The organism is Rhizobium sp. 1399 (assembly GCF_031455475.1).
Taxonomy (GTDB): domain Bacteria; phylum Pseudomonadota; class Alphaproteobacteria; order Rhizobiales; family Rhizobiaceae; genus Rhizobium.
Genome location: NZ_JAVDSU010000015.1, coordinates 52,011 through 68,599, shown reverse-complemented (window position 1 = coordinate 68,599; position 16,589 = coordinate 52,011). Strand labels below are relative to the sequence as shown.

8 protein-coding genes are annotated in these 16,589 nt (G+C 57.7%); 2 read left to right on the top strand and 6 right to left on the bottom strand.

Going from position 1 to position 16,589, the window contains the following annotated elements; genetic code table 11:
* Positions 1-225: 225 nt before the first annotated feature.
* Positions 226-1,578 (bottom strand): metallohydrolase, encoded by a 1,353-nt coding sequence (locus J2X71_RS32135; protein WP_310388768.1) that lies wholly within the window; start codon positions 1,576-1,578, stop codon positions 226-228.
* Positions 1,560-3,515, bottom strand: coding sequence for a serine protease (locus tag J2X71_RS32130; RefSeq protein ID WP_310388766.1), 1,956 nt, complete (start codon positions 3,513-3,515; stop codon positions 1,560-1,562). The genes J2X71_RS32135 and J2X71_RS32130 overlap by 19 nt, the downstream gene beginning before the upstream one ends.
* Before the next feature lie 636 nt (positions 3,516-4,151).
* Between J2X71_RS32130 and J2X71_RS32125 the strand changes: the two genes are divergently transcribed.
* On the top strand, positions 4,152-5,369 hold the full coding sequence (locus J2X71_RS32125) for a hypothetical protein (RefSeq protein ID WP_310388764.1): 1,218 nt from the start codon (positions 4,152-4,154) through the stop codon (positions 5,367-5,369).
* A gap of 36 nt (positions 5,370-5,405) precedes the next feature.
* Here J2X71_RS32125 and J2X71_RS32120 read toward each other — a convergent pair whose 3' ends face one another.
* The 3 genes from J2X71_RS32120 to J2X71_RS32110 are packed head-to-tail and all read right to left on the bottom strand — an operon-like array spanning position 5,406 to position 8,772.
* On the bottom strand, positions 5,406-6,293 hold the full coding sequence (locus J2X71_RS32120; protein WP_310388762.1) for a TniQ family protein: 888 nt from the start codon (positions 6,291-6,293) through the stop codon (positions 5,406-5,408).
* A complete protein-coding gene (locus J2X71_RS32115) occupies positions 6,268-7,149 on the bottom strand; it encodes a TniB family NTP-binding protein (protein WP_310388760.1) in 882 nt (293 codons plus the stop codon). Before J2X71_RS32115 ends, J2X71_RS32120 begins: the two co-directional genes overlap by 26 nt.
* A 6-nt stretch (positions 7,150-7,155) precedes the next feature.
* Positions 7,156-8,772 carry a Mu transposase C-terminal domain-containing protein gene (locus J2X71_RS32110; protein ID WP_310388758.1) on the bottom strand — a complete coding sequence of 539 codons (1,617 nt, stop codon included), beginning with the start codon at positions 8,770-8,772 and terminating at the stop codon, positions 7,156-7,158.
* Positions 8,773-8,949: 177 nt separating this feature from the next.
* Between J2X71_RS32110 and J2X71_RS32105 the strand changes: the two genes are divergently transcribed.
* Positions 8,950-10,923, top strand: coding sequence for a hypothetical protein (locus tag J2X71_RS32105; protein WP_310388757.1), 1,974 nt, complete (start codon positions 8,950-8,952; stop codon positions 10,921-10,923).
* 364 nt (positions 10,924-11,287) lie between these two features.
* On the opposite strand, the gene J2X71_RS32100 is transcribed toward J2X71_RS32105, so the two are convergent.
* Positions 11,288-16,420: a hypothetical protein gene (locus J2X71_RS32100; RefSeq protein ID WP_310388755.1), complete on the bottom strand. Its 5,133-nt coding sequence runs from the start codon at positions 16,418-16,420 to the stop codon at positions 11,288-11,290.
* Between the last annotated feature and the right edge of the window lie 169 nt (positions 16,421-16,589).

Sequence of the window (16,589 nt, the reverse complement as noted above, 5' to 3'; positions counted from 1 at the left end):
GTGTTCCGCACTTCACTTGCAATGGAGGGCATCCGTTTAAACAATCGATCGTCGACAAAGTAAGAGGTGTCTTCGTTACTGTAGCCGCCGGGACAAATGTCATGGCACTCCTTTCGATGAATGGCACTTTCGATTGAGACGCATGATCAATGCGTCGATTTGGGAGCGTTTGATGCTTAACAGCGAGGCGTCGTAACGATCGTGCGGCGGCCGGTCGCAGAGACGTCATGGCGCTGTCTTGGGATCGATCATCACATTGACAAAGCCCTTGCCCGTCAGGCGGCTTTCCAGATCCGTTCGCAGCGGTTGGGGAGAACCCAGCCATTTCTTCTCATAGTCGGTGAAGTTCGGAAGCCCGGCCAGTTGGTCGGGGGGCAGGGCGGTCGAATAGACCTTCGTGTTGCTGATTCGCTTGGCGATCTCGACAAGAAGCGTGGCCCGAGGGATCACCTTGTAGAAGGTGCGTTCGGTGGAAACGATCGCCTTGGCGCTCGGCGCAACGCCTCCGTCTGGCAGCGGCAATATGGCATCCAGGATCGAACTCGCCTCGGTCCTGGCGCCGTCTTCCTTGTCGTTCCAAGGTGTCGAATTGATACTGCCGTGATGGCCGATCTTGAGGAAGTCGACGGGTTTGTTCAATTCGTCCTTGTGAAGAGCCCAGGCGGTGTTCCAGGCGAAGTTCTTCTTTTTCTCGCGATAGGCCGTATTCCATTCGGCGTCCCCGACGAACAACAGCCGGCGTCCGCGCCATTCAATCAACAGCATCACGCTCGTATTGTTGACGACCTCGCCCTCTTCTTCGGCAAAGGCGAAAGCGCTGGACATCATGCGCGACTGCAGCCTCTTGAAGTCCGAGGCGCTGATGTTGGAGGGAAGGCCACAATCGGCAGCCTTGCCAGCTGGTTTCAGAACGCCTGTCGATGCCGAAAAACCATGGAGAACGCTCTCTCCGGCATCGCCGAGATAGAAGCTGTCTATATCGAATTCAGGACCGATTACCTTGAAGACCGCACCGGTGAGCGTCGGCGGCCGCAGCGCTTCAGGCTTGAGGTCCGCATGGACATAAAGCGGGGCAATACCATTTTGCTGCGGCAAGACCTTGCGAAGCGCATCGACGGCACCATCGTTGCCGATACCATATCGCTCGACGATATCCTCGAGTTCCGGGCTGAGCGCCAGGCCGCGCGCGGCGATGTTGCGCATAGCCATTGCTGCCATGTCATGAAACTGATGGGTGAATCGGGCCTGGGGGTGCGTGCGATCGATCGCGACGCTCATCCAGATATTTTCGATCTTGATATTGGCGAACCACGCGGGATCGATACCCTTGATATGATCCTCGTGCTCATGACTGATCAGCAGAAGATCAAGGCGACCCTTGCCATTGACCTTCGGAAGCTCCTGGACGAGGTGGTCGAGCGCGACCTTCAGCAAATCGGCACTGCCCTTTTTACCGCAGTCGATCAGAATGTGAAAATCATCGACCACGCCGTCCTTGGTGCACGCCTTGGGGATGCGAACGTAGATGCAGTCGCCGACGCCGACACTGTAGGCACGGATCAAGAGCTGATCATCCATGGGCGCTCTCCCATCTCCTCGTCCTCATCACTGTGAATTCCGATATGCGGTGAAAGGCCAAAACGCAGCGTACCGTCCATTTTTTGCGCCGTGATCGGCGCGATCGACTTTGCCAGCAGCCCGACGGCACCCCCGGCAACGCCGTCGCCGATGCGGCCGGCTGCGATGCGGGAAGCAAGAGCGTTGAGAAACTCTTCCCGCCTGGCTTTTCCGGCCTCGGTCTCCTCGTCTTCGCCGCGGCGTTTGCGCGAGCCCTTGATCAAAGCCATCGTTCCGGGCTTGCGGGCCCACGCAAGGCAGTTGCCGTCAATATCGAGTGCAAGAGTGGCACCGCAAACCATGCTGGTCGTTTCGCCTTCGAAGCGCCCGAAACGCGTCCCTTCGAGCACCACATCCTCGTGCCAGATATATTGGAGGAGTACCTGTCTTGGCAGTCGTCGTCCGGTCAGTGTCAGTTTGTGTGCGATCGAGAGGTCGGTGATCCTGACATCGGCCGCATAGGGAATGAAAAGTTCCCTGCGATTATCGTCCAGGAAACGATAGGCGTTCGCCCTCGATGTGGCGACGCTCAGCGGATCATGGAAAACCGCGACGTTGAGACGATCGAAGACCGCAACAGGAGGCCTTAGCTCGCCAGCCATCGTGTCACTCAGGATGCCGCGTGCAGCAAAGACGTCGATCATCATGCTGCGATAGCCGTCGGGATCAGTCGGATTGACGATCTGCTCGGCGCGCAGCACCGCCAGGGCATAGTCCTGAAAGGTGACGTCGCAGGGTGGCAGCAAATCGAGCGGCTGTACTGTCATGCATTGCATGCGCCGGATCGTCGACCAAAGGGCATTCTCGACGGACAGGCCGCGAACCTGCATGTAATAGCGTGTCAGTTTGCGGATAATATCGAACATCGCCCCGGTCAGCACCTGGGACATGTAGTGCTGGCGCTGATCGTTCTTCACATCTGCATATTTCAGCTCGTTGAGCGCGCTGCGCAGGTAAGGCCGGTCGCCAATATTGTTTCCGAACTCCTCGGCCAGGCTGGAAAGCGGATTGTCGCTGTCGAGATCGCCCCCGGTCGCCTTGGCAATTTGGTGCCGGAAGGCGGTGTTGCGAAAGGCAATCAGGATCGCGGCGATGTCGCCGAGGAATTCATGAAACGCTGCGGTCTCGGCGAAAATCGATTCATGATAGTGCGGGCGGATGCCGTCGAGGACCGCGTGCCCGAACTCGTGATTTGCAATGTCGGCCGACAGACAGGTGTACACCCGGTGACGGGCGCCGTCCTCACCGCGGTCGAAATAGTAAAATTGCAACGATTTGCTGTCGCGGTCGTAGAAAGCGTTCTCGCCGTAGCCGGCATGCGGCACGACGATCAGACGGTTGCCCTCAAAGCCCCAGTCAATCCGCCGACCTAGCCCGAAGCCGTTCTCAAAGAAGTCGAGGGCGTTTTGCAGGGTGGCCCAGACATTCATCTGGTGAAATTGCGGTGAGTCCAGGTTGTTGCGATCCAACACGCGTCGATCCGCGTCGACGAATTTGTTGCGTTCGTTATCCCAGATCGCCGGAGAATAGAGGGTCTCCGCCGAACCGTCATAGTCGACAACGGCGAATCGCGCGCTTGTCGGGCCGTCGCTGATACCCGGCTCCCAGGGTACGGTGAACTCCTCCTGGAAATTAAAGGTCGGATCAGAGGCTGTCACGAACGGGTCCTGGAAATAGACGTCGAAGGGGATCCGAAGGCCCAGAGCGATCTGCGTCTCGCGTTCCAGGGATTGTCGCGCCGCGTAAAGCTCGAGCCGGCTCGTCTTGATCGATTTTCTCCCTGAGGTCTTGGTACCGGGATCTTTTGATGTGTCCGATAAGTTTGGCATCGCAGCTCCGCCCAGCTGTATTGGAGAAACAATTGGCTGTCTTATGGTCCTGCTGCGAGTCTTGCCCAACAGTATTGGCTCGGTACTCGAGCGTTATAGTAAAGAGTTTTCTGGTGAAAGTAAGTGTGAAACAGAATCTGTATTCTTGCAAATGTTATCGCAAGAGCGGGTTTGTTCCAAACAAACATCCATCGTATATGACGCGAATTGGAGATTCCATCCGCGTCGACAAAGCACTGCGATGCACTCAATCAGGATGCATGCTCCAGATCGGAAAGTGCGTAACAATATATAGGCCGATCGTGGCGTGACTTGCTGCAAGTCTATTGCGATTATAAAGGCGTTCAGAAATAAGTGCAATCGCGCAACCTCACAATCTAGGCGTTATCCTGGCGTCGTCGGCGCTTGACGAAATCAGACGTTTGGAACGCTTCTTCCGAAAGGTCGGGCAATTTCTCCGCTATTGTCGTTGCGATGGCGAGGCCCGTGCGCCATGGCTGCACATGGCCTGGAGACAGGCAACCGGCGCAAGCTCCCAACCATGCAAAATATCGGTGTGCATATTGTGCAGCAGCCGAATATTGCTGTTGCACCTTTCGCGTGCACGACGATAGGTTCGCGGGAACCCGAGGGCAGGTATTTCTGCGACGATCGGCAGAAACATCGCCGATCGCATGATCAGCGGCAAGTACAGGGAGACGGGCAGTGAACCTCGTGTTCGGATATGAGGCCGATGGCCGGGTCTTTCCAGACGCCGACAGCGCAGCCGGCATGCTCGACAAAGCCATCGTCGGCCCTTTGGGTCTCGTGCAGATGATTGAGACGCAAGTCGGATTGCTTGGCCCTCAGGTTTCCAATGCCGCCCGCATTGCCACCTACGCCACCAAGCTTCGCGTGACCGGCAACGGGCGCTTTTGGGCCGAGTCTTACGCGAAGGATCCATGGACGACGGCTTCGACGCTCCTGGATTGGCGCGACGGCCTCGTGGCCGGCGGCTGGAAAGGAGGAGAGGCCGGTGTCGCAAGGGTCGACGATCTCGCAACTGCAGAAACCGCGTCTCCGCCTTTGCCTGCCGGCATATCGGACCGCGCCGCCGCGCTGATCGATGCGGTGCCGAACCGACCCGGCCTCCGGATACGCCATTTGATGTTGGTCGAACCGCGTGCGCTCTTGCCGGTCCTGTGGCAGCGGCTGATCGCGATCCTGGAGCAGGCGGGCGTCATTGTATCGGAAGAGGACCCGGGAGTGTCGTCCGCACAGCCAGGCTCGGATCTTTTTAAGGTCCAGAATGCACTTGCGGGAGGATCGCTCGAGCCGCTGTGCGGTGACGGCACCTTCACCATCGTCGAGGCTGACACCGAACTGATGGCCGCCGAGGTGGTCGCAGACTGGCTTGCTGCAAGCCCCCTTGAAGACCTGGATGGTACGGTCATCCTCGAGCCGACCGGTGACACCTCTCTGCTGGATCACGGCTTGCGCGCCCGCGACGTACCGGCGCTTGGCCTTTCGGCAGCCTCGCCATGGCGGGGCGCGCTCCAGGTCCTGCCGCTCGCCTTTGCGGCAGCGTGGCGTCCCTTCGATCCGCGCGTGCTGCTGGACCTGCTGCTGCTCCCCCGGCCACCCATCGATGGATGGGCCGCCAGCCTGTTGTCCCGCGCCTTAAGTACGGAACCTGGCATCGGTGGCCGCGCCTGGCGCCAGGCGTGGGACAAGATCGAGACCCGGCTTGTCGAGCGGTTCACGGCCAAGGACGCGGCGAGCGCACAAAAGAAGACCGAAACAGTCCTCGAGGACTGGCGCGCCTGGACCGAGACGGACAGCTTTGACAGGCGCCATGGAATGCCGCTCGCCGATGCGCGGGCAATCTGCGGTCGGGTTGTCGTTTGGCACTTAACCGTGAGAATGCGGCCGTTTTTTTCGTAATTGGCAGTTTATTTGAGATTCTGTGGACCGAGAATCTCAGATTAAGTGTAACTGCGAAGACGTGCGCGACTGACGAGCGCAGTCCACAATCTCTTCTATAGCGTTGCTGAAGCGGGCTTTGTTCTCACCCATCATGTGGCCACGCGGCATGTAAAGCATCTCCGGCCCGGCTCGCTGAACGATTGCCACACCAGCTAAAAGAGCCGCCCGCAAGTGCAGTGGCAAGATCGGACTTACTGGGGTAGGAAGTTCGCTAGTTTCCATCTTCAGGACGTCATCGAGATCAGGGATGATGACGCCGAGCACTCTAAAGCTTGACGGTTCGTAGTGATCGGGGAGAGGCTTTGGAACGCGCCGCATCAGCAGGAGGCGGGCGATCTCACTTGGCGACACCCAGTTCTTGATGCCGTGCTCGGCCTCGTTGTCGAGTATCCGCTCTCCTGTCAGCGCAGCACGGTGGTAGCGACTGAAGGGAGAGCGGCGGTCACGCACGCCAATGCTCTGAAGGAGGCCCCCGCAAAGCGGGCAGGTGATCCGCCAGCCGAGAAATTGGCTTCGAAGAATGATGTGCGACCCGTCGATATTCGGACGACAGCCGCAGCATAATTGCCGAGGCTCGCCGGCAATTAGCCGCCGTGACGATTGCGGAATATTCGAGAAGGTCATACGGCGAACCGTTGTTGGCTCGATCGAGAACATACAAGCTATGCGGACGACCTGACCTTCGTTGAGGTCTAAATCGGCCGCACGCAATGATAGCACCTCGGGAAGGCAATGCCGAAGCATGGCCAGGGGAGGGATTTCGTAGAATGCGGCGTGCCGAATGATCCACGACGACAGAAGTTCATCGGGGTAGGGAGCCAGCCTTACCGGCAATTGCCGTGCGAATATTCCCATCTCATGCGAACGCTGCTTCGGCGTCAAATTCCGGCTCCCATTTCTCAATGGCATCATCGGTAATCCGCTCTTTTCCGCTTTCGATTGCCTCGATAGCCAGTGAGTTAATTATGTGGAAGATGTTGGCGGTGATGCCCTCGGTGATCTGCAGTATCCGCCGCAATGATTTTGCAGTTAACACCGATGGATGGCGCAGTGGCGTGTTGCGCAGGATCAGGGCGACCAACATTTCGAATTGCTCATTTGCGGCCCAGCGGCTCAGCGTGAACTGTTCGAAGCGGCGCGCCAATTGTACATCGCCGCCAATGGCCTCACGGGCGTCATTGACCCCGAAGCAAACGAGCGAGATCTGAAGGCGGTTGCTGAGAAAGCGCAATGTATTGAGGACGATGCGTTGCTCGCGATATGTTCCTGCGAGAATGTTGTGCACCTCGTCGATCACCAGCACTTGCACGCCGATCGCTTCCATGATGCGCAGTGCCGCTTGCTCCATTTGGGCAATATCGGTGCGCGGTCGCTGTGGTGCGCCGAGGAGGGTCAGAAGTTCGGAATAGAACCGTCTTTCGCCCGGTCGACTGGTCATCTCCATTGCGAGAACCGGCGTCTTCAGCCTGCCGGTGAGCGAATTGAAGCTTGGCGGATGCTGATCACGGAAACGCTTCATGATCATTGTTTTGCCCATGCCGCTGTCACCGTAAATGGCGATCGAAGGCATTCGTGTTCCGCGTGGATGATCCACCAAGAAGTTGAGGCGATCGAGTACTTGCTTGGCACGCGGATAGACCAGCCAGCGACGTGATCTTATCGCGCGGATGCGCTGTTTATCCGCTTCACCTAACAGTGCCGAGGCGGTTACAGTCAGGTGGGAGATTTCTGTGTTCATGCCAGCTCACTCTATGTCCTCGTCGAAAGCCACAGGTTTGCTGGAGTCGATCCCCCGAAGCGAGCCCCAATCGCTGTCATTCACTTTCGCTTTTCGGATGGGAGTACGGCCACGTCGTACTTTCCCTGTCGCCTCCACTGCTGCATCCACCAGTTTGCGTTGCTCAATCGCTGTACCAACGATCGTGCGGGTGCTGACCTCTCGTCGCCCTTTTGCCAGCAAAGTACGCCTTGCAGCCAATGCTTCGTGCAGAGTTACCGAGGCCAACGTAAGATCGGCGTAACGTGCTTCCACAAAGTTGCCCGATGGTCGCCGCACGAACACACGGGACATATCCCTCGGGTCATATTTGACAAGCAGCCGGCGATTTGCAGTCCCGACGTCGGCACTCAAGGCTGCCGACCAATAGCGCATTCCAAAGAGATGGATTCCGGTAGGCTGCAGTGTACGCTCCTGCTCGGGCAGGAACGTCAGCCAAAATCGCATCCGGTCCTGCGGCAAGCGGAGCGGAATTTCGCCCTCGTGATCGCGCCATACCGCGATCGGCGGGCGGCCCAAAGTGCGATGGATCGAGTGGTGGTAATTACCGACAATGTCGAGGGCGATGTATCGCTCGAGTTCGCGCAGAGTCAGCGCCGAATGCCGCTTCGAGTCGTATTCGCCAAGCTCCTGTGCATTGCTGAAAGTTGTGCCGGGTAGTAAGTGGAGTCTTCCCATTTGGGTGCCGATCAGCCGCTCGATATGCCCGCCGAAGCGTGGTTCGCCCGGTGGCCGCCAGTCGATCGCTACGCCAGCATCGTCGCACCCCCTCTTAAAAGCGCGGCTCCTGAAGTCGCTGCCATTGTCGACATGCAGTGTTTCAGGGAGTCCGGCGACCGGCCATTGCTCAACGATCTCGCGCTCTCGTAACCAAGGCGATTTGTCAAAGACGGAGTGTAGTAAGCACAAACTGGTCGAAAGTCGGGAGGGGGCGTCCATCGTGAGGTAGAACCCTGTCACCATCCGACTGCAGACATCCATTGCCAGGGTTAGCCAAGGCCTCCCGATCGGTTGACGTGTCTCCTCGTCGACGACAAAGATATCTGCTTTCGTATGGTCGACTTGGACGATCTGGAGTGGACGCGAGGCGGTGAGCCCTCCCGGCACAGCCGTTGTCCGCTTCACGATTTCGATTTCGCCTCGTCGTTTGGCGCGCTTCTGCAGGTCGATGTCCTCAAGACGAGTTTCGATCGTCCGGCGATGTGGCGGCTTGAGCCCGGCCGAGACACAGCTCGTCTGTACATCTCGAACTAACTGAGAAACGCCCGGGCGGTTCTTATTCAAGTAGAATCGGTTGATGCTGGTGCGGATGATTTCCTCTCGCTTGTCGTCGAGCATCCTGCGGCCGTCAGGCCGGCCGGGTTTGCGCTCCACCAGCGACATTACCGTTCCTCTAGCTCGAAATAGCTTGATAAGACGGAATGCAGTTGCCCGACTGACTTCTAGTTCGGCAGCCAGCAGCGTCATATCCCCGGCTGCAACCTTGCCAGATCGACGTATCAGAAATCCTCGGATGGCCTCGGCTCGTCGACACGCCTCATCCCAAAGCGCTTCGTCAACCTCCCCAGGGAATGGATCAATCATGCAGAAACACCGTCGATTGCATCGACGATTGAATCTCACATTAAGTGCCAAAATCCAAGAAGGAATCTCAAATTAAGTGCCAAGTCTCAAATTAACTGCCAGGCTATCTTGTTGAAACTGCTAGAAGCGGAATCTTACGGTTAAATGCAAAACGACACGAGTCGGTTGAAGATGCCCATGCATGCGGATGACGGAAAGCTGTTTCGAGAGCATTTTCAACAGAGCTCTCGTGCGCCTGTGCCAATGCCGCGCTCAGTCGAGGAGGTGCTCAAAACACCATCGGGGGGAATCACAAAATGGGAGATCGGGAGACTGGCGCGATCGATGCAAGTTGCCTCTGTCGCTGGATTGGTGGAGCCAGGCGTCGGCATTGCCGCAACCTTGATTTCACAACAAATGACCAACACCACCCGATACGTCGATTTTTCCAACGCCGGGGAATGGATCGAGGCCATATCCTGGGCTCGGGCTCAACCGGATTTTAATGCGCATGCGGCGTGGAGCGAACGAGTCCAAAACGTGGGGGAAGCGTTTGCACGTCTCATCAAAAGAGGTTTCAATGCCGAAATTACTGCTTATGGCGTCGCGCTCCCTGAGCAAAGCCACACGGCGATCCTAGATCAGATTGAAGCGCATGTCCGTCTCATTGGAGGCGAGGAGTGCGCCAAGCAGATTTTTAGGATCTTGAACGATGCCAATAGCACCCATGACGGCTTTTTCGTTTTCGGAAACCGCGTTTTCTCTCATAAGGGTTCGAATGGTCCAGCCTATCCGTGGGGGTGGCTTCTGGCGCTCGCCATCGCCAATTTCAACCACCACCCGAAAGCCAGAAAGCCTGCGGTCGTATGGCGCAACCTGATCGATCTGGCCAGCGACTTTGCCGCCGCTCACGACTGCCAGAGATACAGTCAGTACGAACAACTGACCTCTGTACCTGGGGAAGACTTCGAGACGGTGATGCGCGAGACCATGCTCTGGCGCGAATTCTTCTCCATGCCGCAAGGCCCATATCAGCTCTTTGACAAGGTCGCGGATGCCCTCAATTCGATCTTGACGGCTGAAGACAGGATCGCACTCGGGTTCGATATGGGCACGCTTCAAAGCGAGATACGATATCTGCTATCCAAGACCAACACCTACAGCTTGAACAAGATCACGGCTGACGCGTTCCGGGCCCGAACACCCATGCTATGGCAGAAATCCTACGGCCGCCGAGGCGTCGTGAACAAGGGGTTCCGCAAACCCTCAGAAACCTCCCTTCGAGATCATGAGAGATTTTTGGCGCTTGAGAGCTTTGATGGCGACACCATACTGCTACCCAGGCCGTTGGCGGCAAACACTGCCTGCGAGATGATCTTCCGGGAATTATGGACCGCGCTGCCACGGAGCCGAGCGGCAAAGATCATCGGCGATGTTCTGGAGACACTTATCAGCGCGTCCTGTCAGTCAAAGGTCCGGGGCATCGCACAGCATGATGTACGGTATACTGCCGACAAGGCAAAATATCAGATCGATGTCGGGACACGTGAGCAAGACACCATCGTCCTGTTCGAGACCAAGGCGAAATCACTGACCGCTGGATCACGCTCCGGCTTCACCCACTCGGCTTTTAAGGACTATGCGGATAGTTTTCTGGCGATGCTGGTTCAACTGGTCCGGCACGATCATTATCTCCGAACTATTCCCATACCACCGTTGACTTCAGAACCAATCTGCCCGGAAAAGACGAAACTCTTCAAGGTAGCGGTCTCTCCGCTAAGCTACGGGCCGATCATGGACCGCCTTCTGAACACGAATACGATAACGGCGCTCGTCGGCCGAACATTTCACTCCGTTGAGCCCACGCGCGAATATGAAAAAGCCATGTCCGACTTCAACGGCGCGATGAGGGAGATAGCAGATGGCCTCACTAAAATCATCGAGCCTGACAGTGAAGGCAGGCTCGATGTTTTCCCGTACTTCATCGACGTCTATTGGATCGATCTCGGGCAGCTTTTGTATGCGCTCGATCGAGCACCTTCCGTATCCGCTGCTTTCTTGCCGCTGAAGCATCTGACTTTCGGATCACGGGATTTCTGGACCGAAATCGCTTTTGCTGACCAGCAGGGACACACAGTGCGGCATGGTTGGCGCCCCGCTGCCAAAGGTTAGATCATCAGCGTCGCTAAAAGTCACCGGCGGGTTAGCCAACGCGCGCTGATAAGTTCCGGGGCTAGTTTTTGAGGGCGTCTGATCATGTCGGCAGCCGTCTCACCGATCATCATACTCGGTGTGTTGGTGCTGTCCCTGAGAAGGGCCGACATAGTCGACCACAGCATTCTCATCAATTCTCATCTTGTTTGTGCCGACGGAGTAATAGTCACAGCTATTCCCGCGGCCATTCTTCGTTTCGATTTTCGAAGACACTCACGGCTCGGAGAAGCAGTCGAACTGGCGCTAGAGATCGGTCGCAGCGGGACATCGAGTATTCACCGAAAAATTGACATTTCGATCGATGGCTCTGCGTGTGGTGATCTTACCGGCTAGCAGCGATGTCTCCCTTTCCGGATTGTATCTGGACTTCGATATCGTGAGCCTCCGACACTCCAAAGCTGACCAAGCGGCCGAGTATCGTGTCAATCCTGGATCGTTCAAAATGTGCTTGGCTGATCAGAGAGGGGTCCTTTACAGCCGCCCCTTCGAACCACTGCGCAATCTTCCGGCCTATACCGAGTGCCTGCCACATAGAGGGATCTTTCTGAGGTTCTGCCAGCCAGGTTTCTGCGGCATGCAGGAGGAAATCCAGATGTCGTGCGGTTGGGGCGACCAAGAGTGTATTCATTGTGCAAAGCGCAATGAAGGCGGTCGGTCCGCCCGGCAACATCGGCCGTAGCGTTTCCAACAGAGGATCGACACGGTCGAAAACCGCGGGGACCAGATAGCTCTGCGTACCGCTGAACGCAGTATAGAGGTTCATCACCAGAACCGCGATCGGCGGCCCGTTTGTGTAGTCGACCCTCATCCCGCCGTGTCGCCCCTCCCACGACCAGCGACGAAATGCCATCATCCGCTCGACGAAACGCTCGCGCAGTTCGACGGCACGATCGGCCGCGCGGTTTCGATCGTTGAAGTAGAGGACGTCAGCAGCATGAACGATGGTGTGGGCGATATCGCAAAACGACCGGTCCGGAAGCTCGACTATCGGCTGAAGAATTGAGCCGAACCGATCGGGGGCTGCGTCCATCAGTGCCGTAGCGATCAGTTTATAGAATGCGTAGTTCCAGTCGTCCGGCGACCGGTCGAGGTCGGTATCGGCCGGATGGCCATAGCCATTCAGGCGGACGGACCATGACGCATAGGCCTCGATCAGCTCCACATACCATTCCGGGGTCGCATGACCCTCTTGGCTCAACAATTCCAGCCATTTCGCAATGGCCTGCGTATCAACATGGACGGACGCGGCTCTCGACCACGATGCGACGGAAGCTTCATCGGCGCCTTCCCGCGAGCCTCTGAGCGCCTTCGCGCGCCTGGCACTTGACTCATCTCGCAAAGACGGGCTCTCTTCAGGCAAGATCGGCCAGATGGGTTCCGGGCCGCCGTCAAGCCAAACGATTTCCGATGAAACGGCTTCTCGATGAAGACGCTCTTTCTCAGCCTCATACGCGGCCCGGCTCGCCACGTCCTCGTCGTAGGGATGCCACCTCCACCGGCGGCATGCAAAGGCAACCCGGACAGCTGACTTGAGGACGCGTGGATCGGTCTCGGTGATGACGGTCAACGCCGCCTTGGAGGCAAGAACCGCAGCTAGATCCTTGCGGGTCGCGGTTTCAATGAAAAGATTGCGATCGGATTGGCGTCCGCGCCGGTTCCAAAGATGGATCAACGCGCAAATACTCATCCCCGGCCGGTTATATCCCAGGATATCGCCTGAGCTAAAGCGCTCGCCTTCCTCTTCCAGCGCTTTTGCAATGACCTCTCTGACCCAGCCTTCGTGCCTCATAAGAAGGTCATCGTCGCCATCGCGGGCAACCAGCATTGCCGTCGCGATCAAGCGGGTCGACCGCGACTTGAGGTGATCAGTGTCGCTGCCGTCGGGCAGGCTGCCACCGGCATAATCCACCGCCTCTCGTGCCAACTCAACAGCGCCTCTGGCTGGATCATTGACCGCGAGCTGGATCTTCGCTTCGATCTCGCTTGAGCCAACGAGCTTGCGCCGGCTTTCCTCGAGTTTCGCCAGATGCTCGGCTTCGACCGGCGGAGAGCGATAGGACAGCCCTTCATCAACTTCGACCCAATTGGCCCGATCGAGCCTATTGAGCGCACAGGCTCCCATGAACGCTGGGTCGCCAAAGTTGGAATGGTCGGAATACGGTCCGATTTCCTCGACTGCACTGCGGAGAAGAGTTCGAAGATTGCGCCCGGCACCGTCATCAGCGAGATAATAGGGGAGGAGATCCTCGAGTATTATCCGTCTCGAGGGACGCTTCGCAAGATCGGCGAGCTTTACCCGCCCGTTTGGCTCCTTGCGCACAAACATGCCCGCGAGCGCTTCATGTGTCGTGCGAGTGCGGTCATTGGAGAGCAGTTCCGGGGTGGCCAGAAATGGAACCAGCGCTTCTCTCGTACTTGGCCAATGGGAGACGAGAACATCGATGGCGACCAGAAGATAAGCAGCGCAGCTGCCCTCCGGTCCAAAAATATCATCGAGAACGGCCTGAACGTCATCGCTCCGGTCGAGCCGCTCCTGCGACCAGGCCTCAAGCGCCATCAGTCCTGACGCAGCCGAATATTCCTGAGCCTGACCTCGAGCCCAGAAGTATGTTTCAACCCACGGGAAGAAGCGCGGCTTGCCGTTGAAGACCAATGTGTAGCCGTTCGTCGTTGTCGACTTGGCACGCGCGTGAAACGCGACGCCTGTTGCGACAAGCTTGCGGATGAGAGCGAGTCCGGTCTCCGGTGCCGCTTCGAGCAAGTCGAGGAAAGGCGGCTGAGCCGGAGAAGCGGGCAGATAATCCGTGTCGGCAAAACTGAGTGCACGGTCCGACAGACTGCGTCTCGGTAATTCGTGATGCGGGGTCTCAATCAGGCTTGCCTCGACAAGTGCAGCAAACTCGCAAGGTGCGGCGCTTGCCAATATTCGGCTGAACTGCCGAATTTCTTTGACCTTGTAGGGATTGTTTTCCGCGGCAACGGCTGCGAGATAAACCTTTGTTTCTTCTGGGGCATTACCTGCCAGCATGAGCGTCATGGAGCGGAGATCGCTGATCATCTGCTGACGGGCTTGGCTCGGAAGTCTCGGGGCGTCCGGCGGAGATGGTATTTCAACTGCCGTGTCCTGAAGATCTAGCTGTATCAGCCATTTAAACAGCATCCGAGCTGTCATCTGACCGAATTGAGAAATGCCGACGGCGAGGAAGATCTGAATCTCGACCAGTTTAACAATGGATGCGATCGCTTGGATCGGGATCTCGTTGACGTTGACGGCACACCATATGATGACATTCAGTGCCGATGACGAGGTTGCTGTGCGCAGCGATCTTGGCGTCTCGAGAAACTCACCGTTTGCTATGCCAGCCTTCGCAAGGATCTCGGCAACTGGAGTAGTCTCGACCGCCGTGATCGCCGTGCAAAGCTCGGAAAGAAGCGCACCACCGTGAGCGAGCAGCGTCGACTTGCAGCGGTTTAGAAGCTGGAGGGAAAGCTCGGACCTGACAACGGCCATGAGCGCCTGGCGTCGCCATCCATCATGCGATCTGGCTGGGGACAACGTGACCAAGAGCGCGTACCAGGCGGAGCCGTCCTTGTTCTTTTCAAGCGCGAAGCGGCCTGCGAACTCGATGCCGCGCATCAAGCTCGGCGATGGCGGAACCGATAGGTCAATCTCCTGGAGGAGCGTCGGGTCTTCGTAAATGAGGGCGCCGATGGTCCAATCGCGAAGGACGTCATGATAAAAGCCCAGTCGGTCCCGCTTTTGCTCGCTCAAGGTCAGGCTTCGCAGCAGGTGGTCTCGTGCCGGTGAATCTGCTGCGGCCTCAATCGTGTCGCGCCCAGCGAGTGCGGCTTTTGCGAGGTCGGCAAGAATGCGCTGGGCAGCTCGAACCTGTCCGGTTTGCGCGCCGTCGGCGGTTTGCCACCATCGGTCGGCGAGTGCCGCCTCCGTCCGAATCTCGACCGAGCTTGGCACCTTGAGCAGTTGCGTCAACCGGTAGAGATTGCGAGAGATGCTGGCGGCGGGATGGCCGGGTGCTAGGAGCGCACTTAACTCCGGTGCCAGTTCAGAGAGTGTCGCAATCTCCTCGTCATCGAGTTCGCCAACAACCACCTTGTGAGGAGGGCCAAGAAGAGTAAGCGCATCCTCGGCGAGCCAACTTCGACTCTCGGTGTCGAAATCGGGCCTGGTCGACACGACAACCGAGAAACCATCGATCTTGGCAATTTCTCGCAGCAGATCGTTTACTGTTCGTCGCCGTTCGGGCGAAACGAACATATCGAGGCCGTCGACGAACAGAACACCGCCGCCGCTGACAGCGAGGTCCGCCAGAAACTCCTTGGCTGTGCCGGGAATATCGAGGCGCTGCGCCAGCGCTGTCCAACCACCGTCGGGTGTTCCGATTGGATCTAGAACGATGACATGCGACTCTCTGCCTATCCGTTCGGCCAGATGGCGCAACACGTAGGATTTGCCGACGCCCGGCTTGCCGGTGATCTCGATGAAGCGATGTTGGTCGCGGGCGCCCTCGACGGCAGCCAGCGCGCTTGGACGGGAGAGGTTTACGCCGCCCACCGTCGTTCCGATATCCCGGAGCGTGAGGGATGACATCTCGGCGAGGCGTGCCCGGGACAAGGCATAGTTTCGATTGCCGGCAAGACGAAATCCGCGATCAGTCAACAGCTTAGGCAGCTCGGCGCGCGAGATCGAACCGCCAGTCTTGCCGGTCTTGATCACAAGTTCGATGAGATTGCTCCACAGCGCTTCGGCGCGCGCTGCGTCCTCTGGAGCGAGCACATGTGCCGCAAGCGCCAATGAATGGGCCCGCGCCATCGGAGCGGCGGACTCGAAATCAAATTCCAGGATAAGAAATCGGCGAACAATGCCCCAGATTGTCTCATCATCGTCGGTGATGCCTTGATCGATAAGGTTCGCGCGAAAGGTCTGGGCAAAGTCGCGCATCGCATCGCTGGCGACCCCTTTCAGCCGGAGTCGCTCGAAAAACTGCGCGCCCGTCTTTGCAACTTGCGCCCACGCGAGTACGTCCTGATACGGACCAGAAATCGCAAAGCTTGTGCGTTCAGCGGCGACGGCGAATAAATGCCGATCGCTCGGCTTGTCACCAGGTGCGCTGCGCACGATCTGCTCACAAACACTCTGGAAAATGGCGTCTTTCGGCGAAAATTTGATCGTTCGCTTCGATTGGATTTCAAGTAGCGAACTGCCCTTGTGGGAGCTGCCATGAACAATCAGATCGTCCAGGGCGTATCCTTCATCCCCCCCCTGGAACTGAACTTCTTGAATCCGGGCGTTGGGAAGACCGCGGGCTTCGCTTCCCGCCAGCATCTGGAGGAGATAGAAGGCACCCAGTTCGCCTTCAATGTAAGTCCCGGCGCCCCCGCGTCCGACCGGGCTGGAGCCGTCCTCTTCTTCTTCTTTCACACCGCCTGCCGTCACATGACCATCCGGCTTTACCGTCCTTGCGCGACCCTCAAGGGGCTTCTTCAGTCAATAGCGCGAACCTGATGCCAATTCGATAGCTTTTGCATGCAAACGTCGCTTGATCGCATTCCAGTACCACTCCCCCGGGGTGCGCTAGACGCGGTTTATCCTGCGCGATATCAGG

Coding starts and splice junctions, on each gene's coding strand:
- J2X71_RS32135 (WP_310388768.1), bottom strand. CDS start 1,578: ATGGATGATCAGCTCTTGATCCGTGCCTACAGTGTCGGCGTCGGCGAC.
- J2X71_RS32115 (WP_310388760.1), bottom strand. CDS start 7,149: ATGAACACAGAAATCTCCCACCTGACTGTAACCGCCTCGGCACTGTTA.
- J2X71_RS32110 (WP_310388758.1), bottom strand. CDS start 8,772: ATGATTGATCCATTCCCTGGGGAGGTTGACGAAGCGCTTTGGGATGAG.
- J2X71_RS32105 (WP_310388757.1), top strand. CDS start 8,950: ATGCATGCGGATGACGGAAAGCTGTTTCGAGAGCATTTTCAACAGAGC.